This is a genomic window from Pseudomonas sp. NFIX28, assembly GCF_900107395.1.
GTDB lineage: Bacteria > Pseudomonadota > Gammaproteobacteria > Pseudomonadales > Pseudomonadaceae > Aquipseudomonas.
Genome location: NZ_FNPW01000009.1, coordinates 155539 through 175873, shown reverse-complemented (window position 1 = coordinate 175873; position 20335 = coordinate 155539). Strand labels below are relative to the sequence as shown.

Here is a 20335-nt window from a genome sequence, read left to right as displayed (position 1 = left end):
CGCAGCCTGCGGCAGCGGCTACCCGGATTGCGGCCGGCCATTCAACCGAGCCCAACACAAACCCTGTAGCCCGTCAGGTAATGGGCGCCGGGTTGAACAAGGTGATGTCGTTGTGCAGCTTGTGCCGTTCGGCCCAGGTTTGCTGCTTGCCACTGGCCACGTCCAGGTAGAAATGGAACAGCTCCCAGCCCAGTTCTTCGATGCTCGCTCGCCCGGTAGCGATGCGCCCGGCGTCGATGTCGATCAGGTCCGGCCAGCGCTGGGCCAGCTCGGAGCGGGTCGAGACCTTGACCACCGGCGCCATCGCCAGCCCGTAAGGCGTGCCACGTCCGGTGGTAAACACATGCAGGTTCATCCCCGCCGCCAGCTGCAAGGTGCCGCAGACAAAATCGCTGGCCGGCGTCGCGCAGAAGATCAGGCCTTTGCGGGTAAAACGCTCGCCCGGTCCCAGCACGCCGTTGATCGCGCTGCTACCGGACTTGACGATGGAACCCAGGGACTTCTCGACGATATTCGACAACCCGCCTTTCTTGTTGCCCGGCGTGGTATTCGCGCTGCGATCGGCCTCGCCCTTGGCCAGGTAGCGGTCGTACCAGTCCATTTCGCGCACCAGTTCCCGGGCCACCGCTTCGGATTCGGCGCGAGAGGTCAGCAGATAAATGGCGTCGCGCACCTCGGTGACTTCGGAAAACATCACCGTCGCACCGGCGCGCAACAACAGGTCCGAGGCATACCCCAGGGCCGGGTTGGCGGTGATTCCGGAGAACGCATCGCTACCGCCGCACTGCATGCCGAGCACCAGCTCGGAGGCCGGCACGGTTTCCCGGCGGCGCTGATCGAGCTTCTTCAGACGCACCTCGGCCAGCTCCATGATCTGCTCGACCATCTCGCCGAAGCCATGGCTGGCGTCCTGCAGGCGATACAGCCAGGGCTCGCTGAGATCGACCGAACTATCGTCCTCGTGCATCACCTGCCCGGCCTGCAATTTTTCGCAACCCAGGCTGATCACCAGGGCCTCGCCTCCCAGGTTCGGATTGCGCGCCAGGTTGCGCACCGTGCGAATCGGGATATAGGCATCGGTGGCGGTAATCGCCACGCCGCAGCCGTAGCTGTGGGTCAGCGCCACCACATCGTCGACATGGGGATACCTGGGCAGCAGTTCGTCCTTGATCCGCTTGACCGCATGATCGAGTACCCCGGTCACGCACTGCACCGTGGTGGTAATGCCAAGAATGTTGCGCGTGCCGACGGTACCGTCGGCATTGCGATAGCCCTCGAAGGTGAAACCTTCCAGGGGCGCCTGCACGGCCGGCACCTCGGTGGATAGCGGCAGGCTGTCCAGCGGTGGAGCGCTAGGCATGCGCAACAGGTCTTCCTTGACCCAGCTGCCGCGACGGATCGGTTGCAGGGCATACCCGATGATCTGCCCGTAGCGGATCACCGGATCGCCGACGGCCAGGTCCTCCAACAGCACCTTGTGGCTCTGGGGCACGAATTCCGCCGTCACCAGCCCGTCGGCGAACTCGGTGCCTTGCGGTACGCCCTGGTCATTGACCACAACCACCACGTTATCCCGCTCGTGCAGGCGGATGTAGCGCGGCGAATCGGAATGTTCAATCAACTGCATGACGCCGCCCCTTCAGGAATGCGCTTGGGAAAGTTGGGTCAGCTCAGGGCCGTTGCTCGGTGGCTCCTTGAGCACCACGCGCTTGATCGGGCCGACGATCACCAGGTAGCTGAACACCGCCAGCAGCGCGTTGCAGCCGACAAACACCAGCGCCCATTTGAACGAGCCGGTGGAGCTGATGATGTAGCCGATGACGATCGGCGTGGTGATCGACGCCAGGTTGCCGAAGGTGTTGAACAGGCCGCCGCTCAAGCCGGCGATCTGCTTGGGCGAAGTGTCGGACACCACGGCCCAGCCGAGCGCACCCACGCCTTTGCCAAAGAAAGCCAGGGCCATGAAGCCCACCACCATCCATTCGATGTCCACATAGTTGCAGGCCACGATGCTGCTGGAGACCAGCAGGCCGGCGATGATCGGCGCCTTGCGGGCGAAGGTCAGGGAATGCCCCTTGCGCAGCAGGTAGTCGGAAATTACCCCACCGAGCACCCCGCCGATAAAGCCGCAGATGGCCGGCAAGGAGGCGATGAAACCGGCCTTGAGAATGGTCATGCCGCGCTCCTGCACCAGGTACACCGGGAACCAGGTCAGGAAGAAATAAGTGATGCCATTGATGCAGTACTGGCCCAGGTAGACGCCGAGCATCATGCGGTTGGTCAGCAACTGGCGCAGGTAATCCCACTTCGGGCCGTCGCTGCGCTTGCCCTTGATGTCCTGGTCCATGTCGACCATGCCGCCGTTGTCGGCGATGTGCTTGAACTCGGCAGCGTTGATCAGCGGGTGCTGGCGCGGGCTGTAGATGACCTTCAGCCAGATCAGCGAGAACACGATGCCGATCACGCCCATCACGATGAACACATGCTGCCAGCCGAAGCGATAGACGATCCAGCCCATCAGCGGCGCGAACAGCACCGTGGCGAAATACTGCGCCGAGTTGAAGATCGCCGAGGCCGTGCCGCGCTCCGCGGTGGGGAACCAGGCCGCGACAATCCGTGCGTTACCGGGGAAGGACGGCGCTTCGGCCAGCCCCACCAGGAACCGCAGCATGAACAGCGCCACCACCGCGGTGGAGACGCCGAACTCACCGACATAGCCTTGCAGCACGGTGAACAGCGACCAGCTGAAAATGCTCAAGGCATAGATTTTTTTCGAGCCGAAGCGGTCGAGCAGCCAGCCGCCGGGGATCTGCCCCGCCACATAGGCCCAGCCGAATGCGGAGAAGATATAACCGAGGGTGACGGCGTCGATGCCGAGGTCTTTTTGCAGGCTGGAGCCCGCGATGGCGATGGTAGCGCGGTCGGCATAGTTGATCGTGGTCACCAAAAACAGCATGAACAGGATCAGGTAGCGGACGCGAGTCGGCTTGGTCGCTTGCATATGGATGTACTCCCACTAGTTATTTTTATGCGGGTAAAACATGCGTTTTCATCGCCCCCGCCGAGCCTCAGGCACAGGCTGGCGGGGGTACAGCGGGGTTTACGATCCGATGTAGGAAGTCTTCACCACGGTGTAGAACTCCTGCGCGTAGCGACCTTGCTCGCGGGAACCATAGGATGACCCTTTGCGACCACCAAAAGGTACGTGGTAATCGACGCCGGCCGTCGGCAGGTTGACCATGACCATCCCCGCCTGGGAATGGCGCTTGAAGTGGTTGGCGTATTTCAGCGACGTGGTGGCGATGCCCGCCGACAGGCCGAATTCGGTGTCGTTGGCCATGACCAGCGCCGTCTCGTAGTCGGCAACCCGCACCACGTTGGCCACCGGGCCGAAGATCTCCTCGCGGCTGATGCGCATCGAGGCCTGGCTGTCGGCGAACAGGGTCGGTGCGAGGAAATAACCTTCGGTATCGCATGTCACCAGGCCACCGCCGCTAACCAGCCGCGCGCCTTCGGACTGGCCGATATCGATGTACTTCAGGTCCTGCTCGAGCTGCGCCTGGGACACCACCGGGCCGATATCGGTCCCGGCCCGCAGCGCATGGCCGACCTTGATCGAGCGCATGCGCTCGGCCATGGCCTCGACGAACCGGTCGTGGATGCCCGCCGTGACGATCAGGCGGCTGGAGGCAGTGCAGCGCTGCCCGGTGGAATAGAAGGCACTCTGTACCGCCAGCTCCACCGCCTGCTTGAGGTCGGCATCGTCGAGGATGATCTGCGGGTTCTTGCCGCCCATCTCCAGCTGCACCTTGGCCTGGCGCGAGACACAGCTGACGGCGATCTGCCGGCCCACGCCCACCGAACCGGTGAAGCTGATGCCGTCGACTTTCGGGCTGTTGACCAGGGCCTCGCCGACCAGCCGGCCGCTGCCCATCACCAGGTTGAACACACCCGCCGGGAAGCCGGCACGGGAGATGATTTCCGCCAGGGCCCAGGCACAGCCCGGAACCAGCTCGGCGGGCTTGAGCACCACGCAGTTGCCATAGGCCAGGGCCGGGGCGATCTTCCACGCTGGGATGGCGATCGGGAAGTTCCATGGGGTGATCAGCCCGACCACGCCCAGGGCTTCGCGGGTCACTTCGACGTTGACGCCCGGGCGCACCGACGGCAGGTAATCCCCCGACAAGCGCAGGCATTCGCCGGCGAAGAACTTGAAGATGTTCCCGGCACGCGTCACCTCGCCGATGGCTTCAGGCAGGGTCTTGCCCTCCTCCCGGGCCAGCAGGTTGCCGAGTTCCTCGCGACGGGCGAGGATCTCGCTGCCGACCTTGTCCAGGGCATCGCTGCGCGCCTGGATACCGGAGGTCGACCAGGCCGGGAAAGCGGCTCGCGCCGCGTCGATCGCCGCATGCACCTGCGCCAGGTCGGCCTTGGCGTATTCGCCAATGACATCGGACAACTCGGACGGGTTGATATTGGTCGAGTAGTCGGCACCGGCCAGCCACTGGCCACCGATGTAGTTATCGAAGCGTTTTACCTCTGCCACGCGCCCTCTCCTTATACAAAAGCCTTACGCAAAAGGCCGCTGATTGCTCAGCGGCCCCGCAATGGATTACTGCGCGCCCTGGGCGTCGATCAACGCCGCCAGCGCTTCATATTCTTCTGGCAACAAGTCGGTCAGCGGCGCCCGCACCGGGCCTGCGTCATGGCCGACAATGCGGGCCCCGGCCTTGACGATGCTCACGGCATAACCGGCCTTGCGGTTGCGAATGTCCAGGTAGGGCAAGAAGAAGTCGTCGATGATCTTGCCGACCGTGGCGTGATCTTCGCGGGCGATGGCGTGGTAGAAATCCATCGCGGTCTTGGGGATGAAGTTGAACACCGCCGACGAATACACCGGCACACCCAGGGCCTTGTAGGCCGCCGCATAGACTTCGGCGGTCGGCAGGCCGCCCAGGTAGCTGAAGCGATCGCCCAGGCGGCGACGGATCGACACCATCAACTCGATGTCGCCCAGGCCATCCTTGTAGCCGATCAGGTTCGGGCAGCGCTCGGCTAGGCGTTCCAGCAACGGCGCGGTCAGACGGCAGACGTTGCGGTTATAGACCACCACCCCGATCTTCACCGATTTGCACACGGCCTCCACATGAGCGGCGACCCCATCCTGGCTCGCCTCGGTCAGGTAGTGCGGCAACAACAGCAAACCCTTGGCGCCCAGGCGCTCGGCCTCCTGGGCGTACTCGATGGCCTGGCGGGTCGAACCGCCGACGCCGGCCAGGATCGGCACGCTGGTGGCGCAGGTGTCGACTGCGGTCTTGATGATTTCCGAATACTCGCTGGCCGCCAGGGAGAAAAACTCACCGGTGCCGCCCGCGGCGAACAGTGCCGAGGCGCCGTAAGGGGCCAGCCATTCCAGGCGCTTGATATAGCCCGCGCGATGGAAATCGCCCTGGGCATTGAAATCGGTCACCGGGAAAGACAGCAGGCCGGAGGAGAGGATGGACTTCAGTTCTTGTGGATTCATTATTCGAACACCCTGGACGCACATTGTGATGAAAAACACATCAGCCTTGGCCGAAGTTATAAGTCATCGTACAACTTAAAAAACAATCGTCAACCGCAATTCGTCAGCCACCACAAAAAATGCGCGGCAAAAAATGCCTGCTTGACGCTTCGAGATTTTGCTTTATGCTCAAAAACAACTGTATATGCATACAGTTAATTATCCGAACTACCTACGACATATCAAGGAGCTAGAAATGTCAGGTCTACCTACTCAGCAGCGGGAACAGCTGCAACACAAAAGCCAGGTCGTAGCCGATCTGGACAGCCTTTTCAGCGAACGCGGCATTGCCATTGCCGGTGATGGCGATCACCTGGTGCTGATCGCCGACGGTCATCACACCATCAAGTACCACAAGCCCGGGATCTTCCCCGCAGCACCGCAGAAAAACCTCAACACCTTGCCCCAGCTGCGTTTCGAGGGCGGTGAACACACTGCTATCGGCGACGCCACCTTGTTGCGCTTCGTCAAGGACGCCCCGGGGATTCCCGCCTGGCAGGTCGAATTGCACCTGCCCAACGGCCTGGCCCTGACCTATGGCCAGGTGGTGGCGCTGGGTGGCGATTTCTATGGCATCCCCGACCAGCCGATCTGCGAAGGCGCGACGCCGACGGAACGTTTGCAGCGTTTTACCGCCGCGTTCAACTCGCTCGCCGTGCTACCGACGGCCAGGGACGAGGCGAAACAGATTCTCGCAGTAATGCAGAAGGAAATCGCCGCCGCTAACCAGGCACTCAAGGACGGCAGGCAACCCCACGAGGCTTATGACGCCTTGGGAGATACGTTGTCCGAAGAGTGGAACCGGATCACCGGTGGCGGCAGTTTCGCCTCGGCGCTGTTCCCCTTGGGGCGCTACCTGAAGCTGGCGGCCAACAATGCCGACCACTTCGGCGAATGGGCGTTGCTGGCCTATGTCGCCGGGCACACCGCAGCCCTGGAGCAAGCGGTGCTGGCGCACAAGAATGCCGACGAAAAGCAGCTGGAGCTGGCCTACGCGATGAACGCCTTCGCCGACCACTTCCTTACCGACCTGTTCTCCGCCGGCCATGTGCGGGTGCCGCGCAAGCAACTGGCGGCGGTGGTCACGCCGAGCGATCTCGGTTCGCTGATCACCCGCTTCATGCATGACGAAGACAGCAAGTTCGGCCTCGATGTCAGCAATGCCCAGGGCGATCGCTGGCATGCCTATGGCGACAAGCGTTACTTCGACACCATCGACAGCGCCAACCGCAAGCAGGTGAAACTGGCGGTTCAACGTTCCGCGGACGAGATTTTCGAAAGCTACCTCAGCGGCGCGGCCCCGGCGCCCGGCAGCTTCGCGGCACTGAAGCTGCTGCCAGACCTGAACGCAGCGAAGAGCGGCAACTTTTCACCGCTGTTCGTCATGCAGGGCGACAAGGTGCTGCGACGCAGCGACGTGAACAACCTGAACGATACGAAAACCATCGATAACTGGTGGGGTTGGAGCACCTACCTGTTGCTCAAGGACTACACGCCCAACAAACCGGCGGGCTACCTGGAAGCACCGACGCTTGCTCCCGGCATCCAGGCCGACGGCTGGCAGAGCCAGACACCCAGCGAGCCCAACTGGCTGCCGGGCAATGCCGTACGTTATGCCTTCAGCTACACCAATGGCTTGAATGAGTCGTACATCGGCCCCTGGTCGGCGTATGCCGAACTGAACGAACGCTTCCAGCCAACGCTGAATGTGCCGGTGGACACCAGCAGCGCTTCCAGCGGGCGCAATATCTTCCGCCAGTTCCGCGGCGGCTCGCCGGAACTGATCGCCTCGATCGACAAGACCGCCACCACTTACATCGACCGCAATGCCTGATAAGGACATCGACATGGCTATCAAACTGACTCTTGAACTGGCCTCGGGCCAATCCCTGCAGGGCGCGCCCCTGGAACTGCTGGTCAACGGCGCTCCCGTCGCGCGGGCAACCGTCGACAAGCAAGGGCGCGTGGCCTTCGATGCCAAGCCCGGTGCCGGGCAATTGGCTGTGAGGGTGGATCGCTCGATTCTCAACGCCCGCTAAAAGCATCGCGAGCAAGCTTCGCTCCTACAGAAACATCACCAGCCTTCCGTAGGAGCGAGGCTTGCCCGCGATAACGCAACCACAGCCGCCAAACCTCCCCGGCCTGGCGCCAATTACATTCACCCGCGCAACCTACCCCACAAAAAACACCACCAGCCCTCCGTAGGAGCGAGGCTTGCCCGCGATCACGCAACCACAGCCGCCAAACCTCCCCGGCCTGGCGCCCATTACATTCACCCGCGCAACCTACCCCACAAAAAACACCGCCAGCCCTCCGTAGGAGCGAGGCTTGCCCGCGATCACGCAACCACAGCCGCCACCCCTCCCCGGCCTGGCCCCCATTACATTCAGCCGCGCTGAGCCTGGGCCTCTTCATGGGCATGGCGCAGCCGTTCGCGGCTGTTGGTCAGGTGCAGGCGCATGGCCGCTCGGGCTGCATCCGAATCCTGGCGGGCAATGGCTTCATAGATTTCTTCGTGCTCACGGCTCAGGCGGCTCATGTAATGCTGCTGATCGTCGTGGGCCAGGCGCGCCGAATTCAGGCGGGTGCGCGGAATGATGCTGGTTCCCAGATGGGTCATGATGTCGGTGAAATAGCGGTTGCCCGTAGCCAGGGCGATCTGCAGGTGGAACTGGAAATCCGAAGCCACCGCATCGCTGTCGTGGGCCGCGCTCTCATTGAGGGCATCCAGTGCCGCGCGCATTGCCGCCAGTTGCTCCGTACTGCGTCGCTGCGCGGCCAGCCCGGCCGACTCCACTTCCAGGCTGATACGCAACTCCAGGATCGCCAGCACATCGCGCAAGGTCACCACGGTCGCCGGGTCGATCCGGAAACCGCTCGGGCTCGGCGTGTCGAGCACAAAGGTGCCGATGCCGTGGCGGGTTTCCACCTGGCCGGCGGCCTGCAACCGGGAAATGGCCTCGCGCACCACCGTCCGGCTGACGCCATGGGCCTCCATGATCGCCGACTCGGTGGGCAACTTGTCACCGCGCTTGAGCTGACCGTCGCGGATCTGCTCCGAGAGCACGGTCACCAGTTCCTGGGCGAGGCTACGACGCTTGCGTGGAAGGCGGGGCGCCGTGTTCTGGTTGTCCATGGTGAAGATCTTTCTCCGAAAACTGATGACGCATCATAGCTCAGCCGAGTTGTACGATCACTGTTGACTACACCGTCACCGCCTGGTCGACCAGATGCCCGCGCTCGATGCGGATGTGCCGCGGGTGGAAGCGCTTGAGGCTGCTGCGATGCCCGACACTGACGATGCTCAGCCCTGGAAGCTGGTCGATCAGCGCCTGGTACAAGGACGCTTCGTCCTCTTCGTCCATGGCCGAGGTGGCTTCATCCATGTACAGCCATTGCGGTGCGTAGAGCAGCGCCCGGGCAAAGGCCAGGCGCTGCTGCTCACCCGGCGACAGCATGCGCTGCCAGTGATTGCTTTCATCCAGGCGAGCCACCAGATGCGGCAGACGGCAGGTTTCCAGCACCTGTGCATAACGCTCCTGCGGGTAGGTATCGCCCGACTGTGGATAACTCAAGGCCTCGCGCAGGCTGCCGATCGGCAGGTAAGGCTTCTGCGGCAGGAACAGATAACGCTCGGCAGGCATGCGAATGCTGCCATGGCCGGCCGGCCAGAGCCGGCCCATCGCCCGCAGCAGGGTACTTTTGCCACTGCCGGAACGGCCGCTGAGCATCAGCCGCTCACCGGGGTTCACAGTCATTTCGGCCCCCGCCAGCAGGTGCCGACCGTCCGCCAGGTCCAGGCCGAGGTTATGCACTTGCAGGGTTTCGCCTTGGCTCTGCACGTCGATGGCCGGCGCGCGCTCTTCGTTTTCATCCATGGCCTGGCGGAAGCTCAGCAGACGGTCACAGGTGGCGCGCCATGCTGCGAGGTCGGAATAGGCGGTGATGAACCAGCTGAAGTTCTCCTGGACGTTGCCGAAAGCCGAGTTGATTTGCATCAGCTCGCCCAGCTCGATCTTGCCGGTCAGGTAACGGGGAGCCGCGACGATAAACGGGAAGATGATCGCGATCTGGCCATAGCCCGAGGTGAAGAAAGTCAGGCGCTTGGACACTTTCATGATGTCCCAGAAGTTGTGCCAGACCATGCCGAAGCGACCGCTCAGGCGCTTGTTCTCGTTCGGCTCGCCGTTGTACAGGGCAATGCTCTCGGCGTTTTCCCGGACCCGGACCATGGAGAAACGCAGGTCTGCCTCAAAACGTTGCTGGTTGTTGTTCAGGCCGATCAGGCGCCGACCGATCAGGTGCGTCAGCCAGCTGCCGACAGCGGCATAAATCAAGGCGCACCAGAACATGTAGCCGGGAATGGTATAGCCCAAGACTTCGATGCTGCCCGACACGCCCCACAGGATGATCGAGAACGACACCAGGCTGACCACGGTACGCAGCAGGCCCAGGGCGAGCCCCAGGGTATTGCTGGTGAAGCTGTTGAGGTCTTCGGAAATCCGCTGGTCCGGGTTATCGGTGTAGCCGCCCTGCTCCAGCTGGTAGTAATTCTTGTTGCCCAGCCAGCGGGCGAAGTGCTTTTCGGTGAGCCAGGCCCGCCAGCGGATGGTCAGCATCTGGGTCAGGTAAAGCCGATAGACCGCGGCCAGGATGGCCACCGCGGCAATCCCGCAGAAATACAGGATCAATTGCCAGAACGCCGCCTCGTCCTTCTTTTGCAGGGCGTTGTAGAAATCCTTGTACCAGCTGTTGATCCACACCGAGATCGCCACGCTAAACAGGGTCAGGGCGATCACCGCGAACAGCAGCAACCAGGCCTTGCCCTTCTCCTCACTGCGCCAATAAGGCGTGGTCATGTCCCAGACACGACGGAAAAACTGCCCGCGCACAGTATCGTTGACCGCGGAATATTCAGCGTTCTGATTCATCATCAAGGCTCGATTGGAATGGGGACAAGCTCGAGCCGATCATAGTGGATCGGCTCGCTTTTTCACTCGTCCCGAGGACATTCGTTCAGTCGCGGTTCAGCGACGGACGGGGCGCTTCTGCAACTTGCGCTGCAGGGTTCGGCGGTGCATGCCCAGGGCGCGGGCCGTGGCGGAGATATTGCCTTCGTGTTCGGTCAGCACCCGCTGGATGTGCTCCCATTGCAGGCGGTCCACCGACATCGGGTTTTCCGGCACCAGGGTGTCGAGGTCGGCGTGTTCGGAGAGCAGCGCGGCCAGCACGTCATCGGCGTCGGCCGGTTTGCACAGGTAGTTGCAGGCGCCGCGCTTGATCGCTTCGACGGCGGTAGCGATGCTCGAATAACCGGTGAGGATCACCACGCGCATTTCCGGATCGAGCTCGAGCAACTTGGGCAGCAGCACCAGGCCGGAATCGCCGTCCATCTTCAGGTCCAGCGCGGCGAAGTCGGGCAGGTCCTGCTGGGCGAGGGCCAGGCCTTCCTCGGCGGAGCCGGCGGTACTGACGCGAAAACCGCGCCGGCTCATGGCACGCGCCATCACCCGGGTGAAGGTGGCGTCGTCGTCCACCAGCAGCAAATGCGGCAGTTCTTCGCCTTCGACTTGGATTTCGTCACTCATGTTGGTCTCCTCGGGCGCCGTGGGGCAGGCGCAGCTCGGTGAGCGTGCCGCCTTCCTCATGACTGTAGAGTTTCACTGAGCCGCCCGCGCGTGTCACGCTGGCTTTGCTCAAAAACAGGCCCAGGCCGAAACCTTTGCCCTTGGTGGTAAAAAACGGTTTGCCGATCTGCTCGGCGATGGCCAGCGGCACACCGGCGCCGTGGTCGCGAATACTGATGGTCAGGTTCTCGGCATCCCAATCCAGCTGCACTTCCAGCCCTTCCGGACACGCATCTGCGGCATTGTTCAGCAGGTTGAGCAATGCCTGGGTCAAGTCCGGCGGCGGTGCCAGCCGCGGCATCGGGCCCTTGCCCAGCAGTTGGAAGCGGTAACTGGCTTCGGGACGCATCAGGTGCCAGCGGTTCAGCGCTTCGTCGAGCCAGACGGTGACGTCCTGCATCTCCACCGCCAGCCGGCGATTGGCCTCGGCGGCGCGCACCAGCTGTTGCAGGGTTTCCTTGCACAGCTTGACCTGGTCCTGGAGCACGCTCAGATCGTCCTGCAGCATCGGGTCGAGATGGTCCTGGCGCATTTCCTTGAGCAGCACGCTCATGGTCGCCAGGGGAGTACCCAGTTCGTGGGCCGCGCCAGCAGCCTGGGTCGCGACAGCCAGCAACTGCTGGTCGCGCAGGCCTTCTTCACGGCGGATCGCCCGCAACTCTTCCTGCCGCCGCAGCTCCTCGGCCATTCTCGCGGCGAAGAAGGTAATTACCGCCGCGGCCAGGGCAAAACTCAGCCACATCCCGTAGATCTGCAGGTTTTCCCGGGCGATGGGGAAAGTCTGCAACGGGTAGAACTGCGCCAGCAGCAAGGTGTACATGGTCAGCGCGATGCCGGAAAGGACCACCGAATAGCGCCATGGCAAGGTCACGGCGGCGATGGTCAGCGGCACCAGGTAATAGGAAACGAAGGGGTTGGTCGAACCACCCGAGAAATACAGCAGGGCGCTGTGGATAAACAAATCGCAAGCCAGCTGCACGGCATATTCCAGCTCGGTGACCGGCCACGAGGTGCGCAGGCGAATGGCGGTGAAGGCGCAAAGGATCAGCGACAGGCCCAGAGTGACGGCCAGTTGCAGCCAGGGCAGCGGCAGCAGGTCGAACCAGTAGGCGAGCCCCACCGAACCAGCCTGAGCGGCCAGAACCAGGATGCGGATGAAAGTCAGACGCCAGAGGTTCTGGCGAGTGGCGGAAAGCAGTTGTACGGGGGCGAGCATGAGCTCTCCTGATGAGCGCTCCAGGCGGATCGCGACGAGTATAACCAAGCAGCGGCCCAGACAGGCAAAACTGCGGCAAACCGCCACAGTTTTGGCCAATGGCCCATCACGGGCAAGCCTTGCCTACAAAACACCACCTGCCTGTAGGAGCGAGGCTTGCCCGCGCTAGAGCGCACAGCGCTGCCATCCCATCTCAGAGTCTGGCTCGAGAACAGATTACGCCTGCTGCGCAGTCGGGCGCAGGCTTCGCCAGCGGCTACAGAAGCCCCCGCAGTTGGCGTTGGGTAATAGATGTATAGAAGTTGTTAACGGGCCGAACCGGACAATAAAAGCTAGAGTCTGATGGTTTCACGCAGGCTCGGAACCCACACCTGCGGACCGCACCCAAGGAGTTTTCATGCATACATTCAGTCGCAGCGCCGCCCTTCTCGCCCTCAGCGTCGGCACCCTCGCCAGCCTGCCGGCCCTGGCCGCCGATGCGCTTCATTACAACCAGATCTCCCTGCGCGCCGAAGTCAGCCAGGAAGTGGCGCGCGACCTGATGATCGTCACCCTCTACAGCGAGTCGCAAAACGCCGACCCGGCCAAGCTCGCCGCAGAAATCACCACCACCATGAACAAGGCCCTGGGCCAGGCACGCCAGGTCAAGGGCATCACCTTGCGCCAGGGCAGCCGTAACAGTTACCCGATCTACGACACCAAGGGCCAGAAAATCACCGGCTGGCGTGAACGCGCCGAACTGCGCCTGGAAAGCTCGGACTTCGCCGCGCTGTCCAAGCTCACCGGCGAACTGCTGACCGACCTGAAGATGGGCGGCATGGATTTCGCCATCGCCGACCCGACCCGCAAGGCCAGCGAAGACAAGCTGCTCAAGGAAGCAGTCGACGCCTTCAAGGCGCGCGCGCAGCTGACCACCGAGGCGCTGGGCGGCAAGGGCTACAAGATCGTCAACCTGAACCTCAACAGCAACGGTTATCCACAACCGTATCTGCGCGGACCGGTGATGATGAAAGCCGCGGGCATGGATGCGGCGCCGGTCACCCCGGAAATCGAAGCCGGCACCAGCCAGGTCAGCCTAACTGCCGATGGCTCGATCGAAGTCCTGATGCCGTAACGCTTTCCCTACCAGCCCCCTCCAAAAAGAAAGCGGCGGTAACCTCCAGCACAAATGAGGTTACCGCTTTTTTTTGCTACCCACTCTTTCACCCGGCCTGAGGGGCTCGTGCTTTTTGGGGGGTGGAGGGGTGAGCTCGGCCATGTCGGTAATGCTAAAGTTCCGACATCGGTATTGCGCCTGGCAAACGTCAATGACGTCCACCGGCGTTATACTGCGCCTTTCCTATAAGAGTCTCTCCAATGACCGCAGACCGCATCGGCGAACGCCTGCGTCGCTATCGCCGCGCCGCCAAGAAAACCCTGCGCCAGATTGCCAGCGAATCCGGTCTGACCGCCAGTTTCCTCTCCCAAGCGGAACGCAATCTCACCGGCGTTTCGATCTCCTCCCTGGTCAACATTGCCAAGTCCCTGAACGTTCCGCTGAACGCCCTGTTCGACCAGCCGACCCAGGCACAACCCGATTCCCATGACGGCAAGCGGGTGCGCTACACCATCGAAGGCCAGCCCCTGGCCTACGAGCGGCTGTCCAGTTCCTTTCCCGGCAACCTGATCAACGCGGTGAAGATGAACATACCGGTGGGCTACCAGTCGGAACTGATTTCCCATGATGGCGCCGAGTTTTCCTACGTTCTTTCGGGGCAGATCGTCTACACCATCGAGGGGCGCCAGTATCCCCTCGACCCCGGCGATTCGGTACATTTCGACTCGACCAAACCTCACAACCTGGCTAACGCCGGCAACAGCCCGGCAGAAGTATTGACCGTCACGACCATGGGCCTGTTCGACGACCATTCAGCGACCTGAATCCGGCCCCATGGCCGCCTGCGCAACCTTGCAGACACCCGGTGCGCAAGAGAAATGTTAGTCACGCTTAATTTTCGTTGACCACAATTTCAGCATGACTTAATTTCGGCATCGGCGAATCGTCAATCAACTACACAACAAGCGATCGCCGTCGCCGCACAGGGTTCATGGGGGCCGCATCCACTCCCCATAGAAGGGCAAGTTGCCCCGGCCCGGCCCACAAGGCCAATCCTCAGATACGCCCTAAAAAAAGAAAAAATGAGGTTTGCATGCGTAAGACCTTTCTGCTCCAGGTTTGGCAGACAGCGGGGCTGATCCTCGGCATCCCGATGTCACACGCCACCGGCAACCTCCACAGTGACAACCTCACTGCGAGCCACAATTCCAATGCCGCCGACGATGCGCTGTTCACCCGCCATCGCCTGCAAAGTCCCGGGCATCCGTTCTCCACGGCCTCCCCCAGCCAACCGTCCGACTTCATCCGGTCAGTCAAATGCGCCAAACATTTGCGCCAGGCAGGCAAGGCCCAGTGGCTCAATCAGAAGCCGGCCGACACTCGCCCCGACAACGCACCAAACGCAAGCACGACCCGCTCTGGCTGCCCCGCAAGAAGGCGGCAGATGCACCAGAAAAAACCGGCGCACACGATCAAATGCATCAATATTTATACAAATGCGTCATTCCTGTACGTTCGTTCCACTCCTTGATACTTGTGACGGTCCCGCATCTTGCATTGGGTATGGGGCCTGCATAAGTATCGGCGGGTCGACTCATAAGGTCGCCCTCAACACCAAAAATGACAACAAATCATGAGGCAACCATGTTCAAACAAGCAGTCATTCCGCTTTTAGTCAGCGCCGGCTTGCTCGCCAGCGCACCCTTCGCCCAAGCGGCGACTAACCTGGTGTTCTGCTCCGAAGGGAGCCCGGCCGGTTTCGACCCAGGCCAGTACACCACCGGAACCGACTTCGACGCCTCAGCAGAAACCATGTTCAACCGTCTCAGCCAGTTCGAGCGTGGCGGCACCGCCGTCGTTCCTGGCCTGGCGACCAGTTGGGACATTTCCGACGATGGCCTGACCTACACCTTCCATCTGCGCGATGGAGTGAAGTTCCACACCACGCCGTACTTCAAGCCGACTCGTGACTTCAACGCCGACGACGTGCTCTTCACGTTCAACCGCATGCTCGACAAGGACATGCCGTTCCGCAAGGCGTACCCCACCGAATTCCCTTACTTCACCGACATGGGGATGGACACCAACATCACCAAGGTCGAGAAAGTCGACGACAAGACCGTCAAGTTCACCCTGAAAACCGTAGACGCCGCGTTCATCCAGAACCTGGCAATGAGCTTTGCCTCCATCCAGTCCGCCGAGTACGCCGACCAGCTGCTCAAGGAAGGCAAGCCGGGCGACATCAACCAGAAGCCGATCGGCACTGGCCCGTTCGTGTTCAAGAGCTACCAGAAAGACTCCAACATCCGTTACACCGGCAACAAGGAATACTGGAAGCCTGAAGACGTGAAGATCGACAACCTGATCTTCGCCATCACCACCGACCCGTCGGTGCGCATCCAGAAGCTGAAAAAGAACGAATGCCAGGTCACCCTGTTCCCACGCCCGGCCGACCTCAAGGCCCTGGGCGAGGACAAGAGCCTCAAGCTGCCGCAACAGGCCGGCTTCAACCTGGGCTACATCGCCTACAACGTGATGCCGGTGCTCAAGGGCCGTACCGACGCCAACCCGCTGGCCGACCTCAAGGTCCGTCAGGCGCTGGACATGGCAGTGAACAAGCAGCAGATCATCGACTCGGTGTACCAGGGCGCCGGCCAACTGGCGGTCAACGCCATGCCACCGACCCAATGGTCCTATGACGACACCATCAAGGATGCCAAGTACGACCCTGAGAAAGCCAAGGCGCTGCTCAAGGAAGCCGGCATCAAGGAAGGCACGCAGATCACCCTGTGGGCCATGCCCGTGCAGCGTCCGTACAACCCGAACGCCAAGCTGATGGCTGAAATGCTGCAGTCCGACTGGGCCAAGATCGGCCTCAAGGTCAATATCGTCAGCTACGAATGGGGCGAATACATCAAGCGCTCCAAGGGCGGCGAGAACCAGGCGATGATCATCGGCTGGAGCGGCGACAATGGTGACCCGGACAACTGGCTCGGCACCCTGTTCGGCTGCGACGCCATGAACGGCAACAACTTCTCCAAATGGTGCGACAAACCTTACGACGCACTGATCAAACAAGCCAAGGCCACCCCGGACGTGGCTAAACGCACCGAGCTGTACAAGCAGGCGCAACATCTCCTCAAAGACCAGGTCCCGATGACACCTATCGCGCACTCGACGGTGTTCCAACCCATGCGCGCCAATGTCCAGGATTTCAAGATCAGCCCCTTTGGCCTGAACTCCTTCTACGGCGTCAGCATTAGCAAATAAAGGTCTGCACTGGCGACGTCGGTTGACGTCGCCAGTGCCTTACCCGCCAGGACTGCCGGAAACCGAACGCCCTTCTTTTGCTGCGCCCCATCGCGGTGAGTACGGACATTTCGGAAGTTCCCTACATGTCTTTCAGGCTCGTATGCATTTACTACCCATGCGGCAGCTTTTACCGTCGAAACAGGGAGTGGTGCATTCGTTGCCCCGGCATTTGCTGCAAGCAAGGACTTGGGATCAATGACCTGACCGCCTCCGGATGAGACGGCTGTTCATCGATCAAAACAATAAAAGACAAGAGGGATCGTCATGCGTCATTCCCTGGTTTTATCCGCCCTGCTGGGCACCGGACTCTTGGCCGCAACCTCCGCCAGCCTGGCGGCCAGCAACAGCCTGGTGTTCTGCTCCGAAGGCAGCCCGGCCGGTTTCGACACCGCGCAATACACCACCGCCACCGACAACGACGCGGCAGAGCCGCTGTACAACCGCCTGGCGGAGTTCGAAAAAGGCGCTACCAATGTGGTGCCTGGCCTGGCCACCCGTTGGGATATTTCCGCGGACGGCCTGCAATACACCTTCCACCTGCGCGAAGGGGTGAAGTTCCACACCACGCCGTATTTCAAGCCAACGCGTGATTTCAACGCCGACGACGTGCTCTTCACCTTCAACCGCATGCTCGATCCCGAGCAGCCCTTCCGCAAGGCCTACCCCACCGAGTTTCCCTACTTCAACGGGATGAGCCTGAACAAGAACATCGCCAAGGTCGAGAAGACCGGGCCGTTGACCGTGGTGATGACCCTGAACTCGGTGGATGCGGCGTTCATCCAGAACATCGCCATGAGCTTCGCGGCGATTCTCTCGGCCGAATATGCCGACCAGTTGCTCAAGGCCGGCAAGCCCAGCGACATCAACCAGAAGCCGATCGGCACCGGGCCGTTCGTGTTCAAGAGCTACCAGAAAGACTCGAACATTCGCTACATCGCCAACAAGCAGTACTGGGACCCAAGCCGGGTCAAGCTCGACCAGCTGATTTTCGCCATCAATACCGATGCCTCGGTGCGCGTGCAGAAACTCAAGGCCGGCGAATGCCAGGTCACCCTGCACCCGCGGCCGGCCGACGTCGACGCGCTGAAAAAAGACCCGAAGCTGCAACTGATCGAAAAGCCCGGCTTCAACCTCGGCTACATCGCCTACAACGTGCGCCACAAGCCCTTCGACCAGCTCGAAGTGCGCCAGGCGCTGGACATGGCGGTGAACAAGCAGGGCATCCTCAATGCCGTGTACCAGGGCGCAGGCCAGTTGGCGGTCAACGCCATGCCTCCCACCCAGTGGTCCTACGACAGCAGCATCAAGGACGCCGCCTACAACCCGGAAAAGGCCCGTGAGCTGCTCAAGGCCGCCGGGGTCAAGGAAGGCACGGAAATCACCCTGTGGGCCATGCCCGTGCAACGCCCCTACAACCCCAACGCCAAGCTGATGGCCGAAATGCTCCAGTCCGACTGGGGCAAGATCGGCCTGAAAGTGAAGATCGTCAGCTACGAATGGGGCGAGTACATCAAGCGCACCAAGAATGGCGAGCACGACATCAGCCTGATCGGCTGGACCGGCGACAACGGTGACCCGGACAACTGGCTCGGCACCCTGTACAGCTGCGACGCCATCGGCGGCAATAACTACTCCATGTGGTGCGACCCGCAATACGACAAGCTGATCAAGCAGGCCAAGATCGTCACCGATCGCGAACAGCGCACGGTGCTCTACCAACAGGCCCAGCAGTTGCTCAAGCAGCAGGTGCCGATCACCCCTGTCGCCCACTCGACGGTCAACCAGCCGTTGAGCGCCAAAGTCGAAGGCTTCAAGGTCAGCCCCTTCGGCCGCAACGTGTTCTCGGGCGTCAGCGTCGACCAATAAATGATTAACCAGGCCGCTGGGGGCGATATTCGCCCCCAACGCAAACCTGTTGCCTGAATTCGGTGATCCGACCTCATGCAAACGTTTGCGATGCCTGAATGGGCTGTAAACCAATAGCCGGTCAACCTAAAAAGGCCGGCATAAAAATAAAGAAAACAAAGGAGCTTCATCCCATGAAACCGAGCAACACCGCGTTACTGGCCATGGCCATCAGCAGTATCACGGCCATGGCCCATGCGGAGTCCCAAAGCCAGGCGTTCACCCCGGTAACCGTCAATACCGCCAACGCTCAGTCTGAGGCCACCGGCTTTATCGAAGGTCAATCCATCACAGGCAGCACCCGTAACTGGTACGCCAACGAACAACTGAAACGCGGTAGCAAGTTTCGCTACAACAAAAACGGCTCGTTGCACGACACCGATCGTCGTATCAACTGGGTTCAAGGCACCATCCTCAAGTACAACTCGGGCTTCACCGAAGGCACCGTCGGTATCAGCACCGAAGTGGCCGCGTACAATGCGATTGCCCTTGAGCGTGACCGCGAGAATCTTGCCTCTGGCAACGGCGGCGCCCCCATTCCAGGCATTGGCGGCCGCGGCAACAACCGCACCCTGACCAACGACGGTGGCGATGCCGAGGGCCAGTGGACCAAACTGGGCCTGGCCAATATCAAGGCACGCATCTCCAACACCACCCTGACTGCCGGTCGCCAGAACTTCAGCAGCCCGCAGGTCGATGTCATCGGCAACCGTGCGCTGCCTTCGAGCTTCCAAGGGGTTTCGATCCACAGCGAAGAACTGAACAACCTGAGCTTCGACGTTGCAACCTTTGACCGGGTATCGCCACGTTCCGAACAAAGCCTCAGCAAATTCCGTAGCGAATACACCGATACGCTTATCGAGGTTGACCACGTAAACACCCTCGGCGTCTCTTACCAGCCGTTCGCCAGCCTGAAAACCAGCCTTTGGGCAACCCAGGCAGAAGACATCTGGAAACAGTACTACTTCGGCGCTACCCATGAGCTGGGCGACAGCCAGGTACTGAGCCTGACCACCGGTCTGAACTACTACAAGACCGTGGACGAAGGCAAAGCCAAAATGGGCGAAATCGACAACGACACCTACTCGCTGTCGCTGGGCTTGACCCACCAGGCCCACGGCCTGACCTTCTCCTACCAGGAAATCAACGGTAACGAGTACTTCGACTACCTGCACGAGACCAACGGCATCTACCTGGCCAACTCCCTGCTCTCGGACTTCAACGGTCCGAACGAGAAGTCCTTCCAGATCGCCTACGGCCTGAACATGGCCGAATACGGTGTGCCAGGCCTGAAGTTCAACATCTACCAGGCCCGTGGCTGGGGTATCGACGGCACCCACTACAAGGGCGGCGCCTACGATAGCGTGAAGGGAATGGACGGCGAACATCACTACGAATACGGCATCGGTGCTTCGTATGCGGTCCAGAGCGGCCCGCTGAAAGCGACCGCGATCCGGGCAACCTACACTGCCCACCGCGCCAGCGAAAACCAGGCCGACGGCAGCATCAACGAATTCCGCCTGGTCACCACCATCCCGTTCAACATTCTCTAAAAACACACCGGCTGGTTGGCGAATTCATGACGAATTCGCCATTCCAGCTACTCTGGTTCAACC

General features: G+C 61.3%; 16 protein-coding genes. 8 read left to right on the top strand and 8 right to left on the bottom strand.

Annotated elements, in window-relative coordinates:
• Positions 1 to 73: 73 nt before the first annotated feature.
• The 4 genes from garD to kdgD all read right to left on the bottom strand — a co-directional run bounded on the left by garD (position 74) and on the right by kdgD (position 5524).
• Positions 74 to 1627: a galactarate dehydratase gene (gene garD, locus BLV20_RS18500; protein ID WP_092303884.1), complete on the bottom strand. Its 1554-nt coding sequence runs from the start codon at positions 1625 to 1627 to the stop codon at positions 74 to 76.
• Positions 1628 to 1639: 12 nt separating this feature from the next.
• The gene (locus BLV20_RS18495; protein ID WP_092303882.1) at positions 1640 to 3001 is read right to left on the bottom strand and encodes an MFS transporter; all 1362 of its coding nucleotides are present in this window, start codon (positions 2999 to 3001) and stop codon (positions 1640 to 1642) included.
• A 99-nt stretch (positions 3002 to 3100) separates the two neighbouring features.
• Entirely contained in the window at positions 3101 to 4546 is a 1446-nt protein-coding gene (locus tag BLV20_RS18490) for an aldehyde dehydrogenase family protein (protein ID WP_092303880.1), read from the bottom strand.
• Between the two features lie 66 nt (positions 4547 to 4612).
• Complete coding sequence (gene kdgD / locus BLV20_RS18485) at positions 4613 to 5524, bottom strand: 5-dehydro-4-deoxyglucarate dehydratase (RefSeq protein ID WP_009046979.1); 912 nt, start codon at positions 5522 to 5524, stop codon at positions 4613 to 4615.
• 235 nt (positions 5525 to 5759) lie between these two features.
• Here kdgD and BLV20_RS18480 point away from each other — a divergent pair, with 235 nt between their 5' ends.
• Entirely contained in the window at positions 5760 to 7397 is a 1638-nt protein-coding gene (locus tag BLV20_RS18480) for a phospholipase (RefSeq protein WP_092303878.1), read from the top strand.
• Positions 7398 to 7410: 13 nt separating this feature from the next.
• Positions 7411 to 7602 (top strand): hypothetical protein, encoded by a 192-nt coding sequence (locus BLV20_RS18475; RefSeq protein ID WP_092303876.1) that lies wholly within the window; start codon positions 7411 to 7413, stop codon positions 7600 to 7602.
• Positions 7603 to 7949: 347 nt separating this feature from the next.
• On the opposite strand, the gene BLV20_RS18470 is transcribed toward BLV20_RS18475, so the two are convergent.
• The 4 genes from BLV20_RS18470 to BLV20_RS18455 all read right to left on the bottom strand — a co-directional run bounded on the left by BLV20_RS18470 (position 7950) and on the right by BLV20_RS18455 (position 12406).
• Entirely contained in the window at positions 7950 to 8699 is a 750-nt protein-coding gene (locus tag BLV20_RS18470; RefSeq protein ID WP_092303874.1) for a FadR/GntR family transcriptional regulator, read from the bottom strand.
• Between the two features lie 67 nt (positions 8700 to 8766).
• Positions 8767 to 10494 (bottom strand): ABC transporter ATP-binding protein/permease, encoded by a 1728-nt coding sequence (locus BLV20_RS18465; RefSeq protein ID WP_092303872.1) that lies wholly within the window; start codon positions 10492 to 10494, stop codon positions 8767 to 8769.
• Positions 10495 to 10590: 96 nt separating this feature from the next.
• On the bottom strand, positions 10591 to 11151 hold the full coding sequence (locus BLV20_RS18460; protein WP_009046975.1) for a response regulator transcription factor: 561 nt from the start codon (positions 11149 to 11151) through the stop codon (positions 10591 to 10593).
• Positions 11144 to 12406, bottom strand: a complete 1263-nt coding sequence (locus BLV20_RS18455; RefSeq protein ID WP_092303870.1) for an ATP-binding protein — start codon at positions 12404 to 12406, stop codon at positions 11144 to 11146. Before BLV20_RS18455 ends, BLV20_RS18460 begins: the two co-directional genes overlap by 8 nt.
• Positions 12407 to 12803: 397 nt before the next feature.
• Between BLV20_RS18455 and BLV20_RS18450 the strand changes: the two genes are divergently transcribed.
• The 6 genes from BLV20_RS18450 (at position 12804) to BLV20_RS18425 (ending at position 20272) form a co-directional block, all read left to right on the top strand.
• Positions 12804 to 13520: an SIMPL domain-containing protein gene (locus tag BLV20_RS18450; RefSeq protein WP_092303868.1), complete on the top strand. Its 717-nt coding sequence runs from the start codon at positions 12804 to 12806 to the stop codon at positions 13518 to 13520.
• 242 nt (positions 13521 to 13762) lie between these two features.
• Positions 13763 to 14326 carry a helix-turn-helix domain-containing protein gene (locus BLV20_RS18445; protein WP_092303866.1) on the top strand — a complete coding sequence of 188 codons (564 nt, stop codon included), beginning with the start codon at positions 13763 to 13765 and terminating at the stop codon, positions 14324 to 14326.
• 269 nt (positions 14327 to 14595) lie between these two features.
• The gene (locus BLV20_RS18440) at positions 14596 to 15033 is read left to right on the top strand and encodes a hypothetical protein (RefSeq protein WP_092303864.1); all 438 of its coding nucleotides are present in this window, start codon (positions 14596 to 14598) and stop codon (positions 15031 to 15033) included.
• Between the two features lie 113 nt (positions 15034 to 15146).
• Positions 15147 to 16772, top strand: coding sequence for an ABC transporter substrate-binding protein (locus tag BLV20_RS18435; RefSeq protein WP_092303862.1), 1626 nt, complete (start codon positions 15147 to 15149; stop codon positions 16770 to 16772).
• 306 nt (positions 16773 to 17078) lie between these two features.
• Positions 17079 to 18680, top strand: a complete 1602-nt coding sequence (locus BLV20_RS18430; RefSeq protein WP_092303860.1) for an ABC transporter substrate-binding protein — start codon at positions 17079 to 17081, stop codon at positions 18678 to 18680.
• Positions 18681 to 18853: 173 nt separating this feature from the next.
• Positions 18854 to 20272, top strand: a complete 1419-nt coding sequence (locus tag BLV20_RS18425) for an OprD family porin (RefSeq protein WP_092303858.1) — start codon at positions 18854 to 18856, stop codon at positions 20270 to 20272.
• Positions 20273 to 20335: the final 63 nt, after the last annotated feature.

What these genes read in the sequence shown, in the direction of transcription:
- garD (WP_092303884.1), bottom strand. Translation starts at nt 1,627, where the DNA reads ATGCAGTTGATTGAACATTCCGATTCGCCGCGCTACATCCGCCTGCAC.
- BLV20_RS18495 (WP_092303882.1), bottom strand. Translation starts at nt 3,001, where the DNA reads ATGCAAGCGACCAAGCCGACTCGCGTCCGCTACCTGATCCTGTTCATG.
- kdgD (WP_009046979.1), bottom strand. Translation starts at nt 5,524, where the DNA reads ATGAATCCACAAGAACTGAAGTCCATCCTCTCCTCCGGCCTGCTGTCT.
- BLV20_RS18480 (WP_092303878.1), top strand. Translation starts at nt 5,760, where the DNA reads ATGTCAGGTCTACCTACTCAGCAGCGGGAACAGCTGCAACACAAAAGC.
- BLV20_RS18475 (WP_092303876.1), top strand. Translation starts at nt 7,411, where the DNA reads ATGGCTATCAAACTGACTCTTGAACTGGCCTCGGGCCAATCCCTGCAG.
- BLV20_RS18470 (WP_092303874.1), bottom strand. Translation starts at nt 8,699, where the DNA reads ATGGACAACCAGAACACGGCGCCCCGCCTTCCACGCAAGCGTCGTAGC.
- BLV20_RS18465 (WP_092303872.1), bottom strand. Translation starts at nt 10,494, where the DNA reads ATGAATCAGAACGCTGAATATTCCGCGGTCAACGATACTGTGCGCGGG.
- BLV20_RS18460 (WP_009046975.1), bottom strand. Translation starts at nt 11,151, where the DNA reads ATGAGTGACGAAATCCAAGTCGAAGGCGAAGAACTGCCGCATTTGCTG.
- BLV20_RS18455 (WP_092303870.1), bottom strand. Translation starts at nt 12,406, where the DNA reads ATGCTCGCCCCCGTACAACTGCTTTCCGCCACTCGCCAGAACCTCTGG.
- BLV20_RS18450 (WP_092303868.1), top strand. Translation starts at nt 12,804, where the DNA reads ATGCATACATTCAGTCGCAGCGCCGCCCTTCTCGCCCTCAGCGTCGGC.
- BLV20_RS18445 (WP_092303866.1), top strand. Translation starts at nt 13,763, where the DNA reads ATGACCGCAGACCGCATCGGCGAACGCCTGCGTCGCTATCGCCGCGCC.
- BLV20_RS18440 (WP_092303864.1), top strand. Translation starts at nt 14,596, where the DNA reads ATGCGTAAGACCTTTCTGCTCCAGGTTTGGCAGACAGCGGGGCTGATC.
- BLV20_RS18435 (WP_092303862.1), top strand. Translation starts at nt 15,147, where the DNA reads ATGTTCAAACAAGCAGTCATTCCGCTTTTAGTCAGCGCCGGCTTGCTC.
- BLV20_RS18430 (WP_092303860.1), top strand. Translation starts at nt 17,079, where the DNA reads ATGCGTCATTCCCTGGTTTTATCCGCCCTGCTGGGCACCGGACTCTTG.
- BLV20_RS18425 (WP_092303858.1), top strand. Translation starts at nt 18,854, where the DNA reads ATGAAACCGAGCAACACCGCGTTACTGGCCATGGCCATCAGCAGTATC.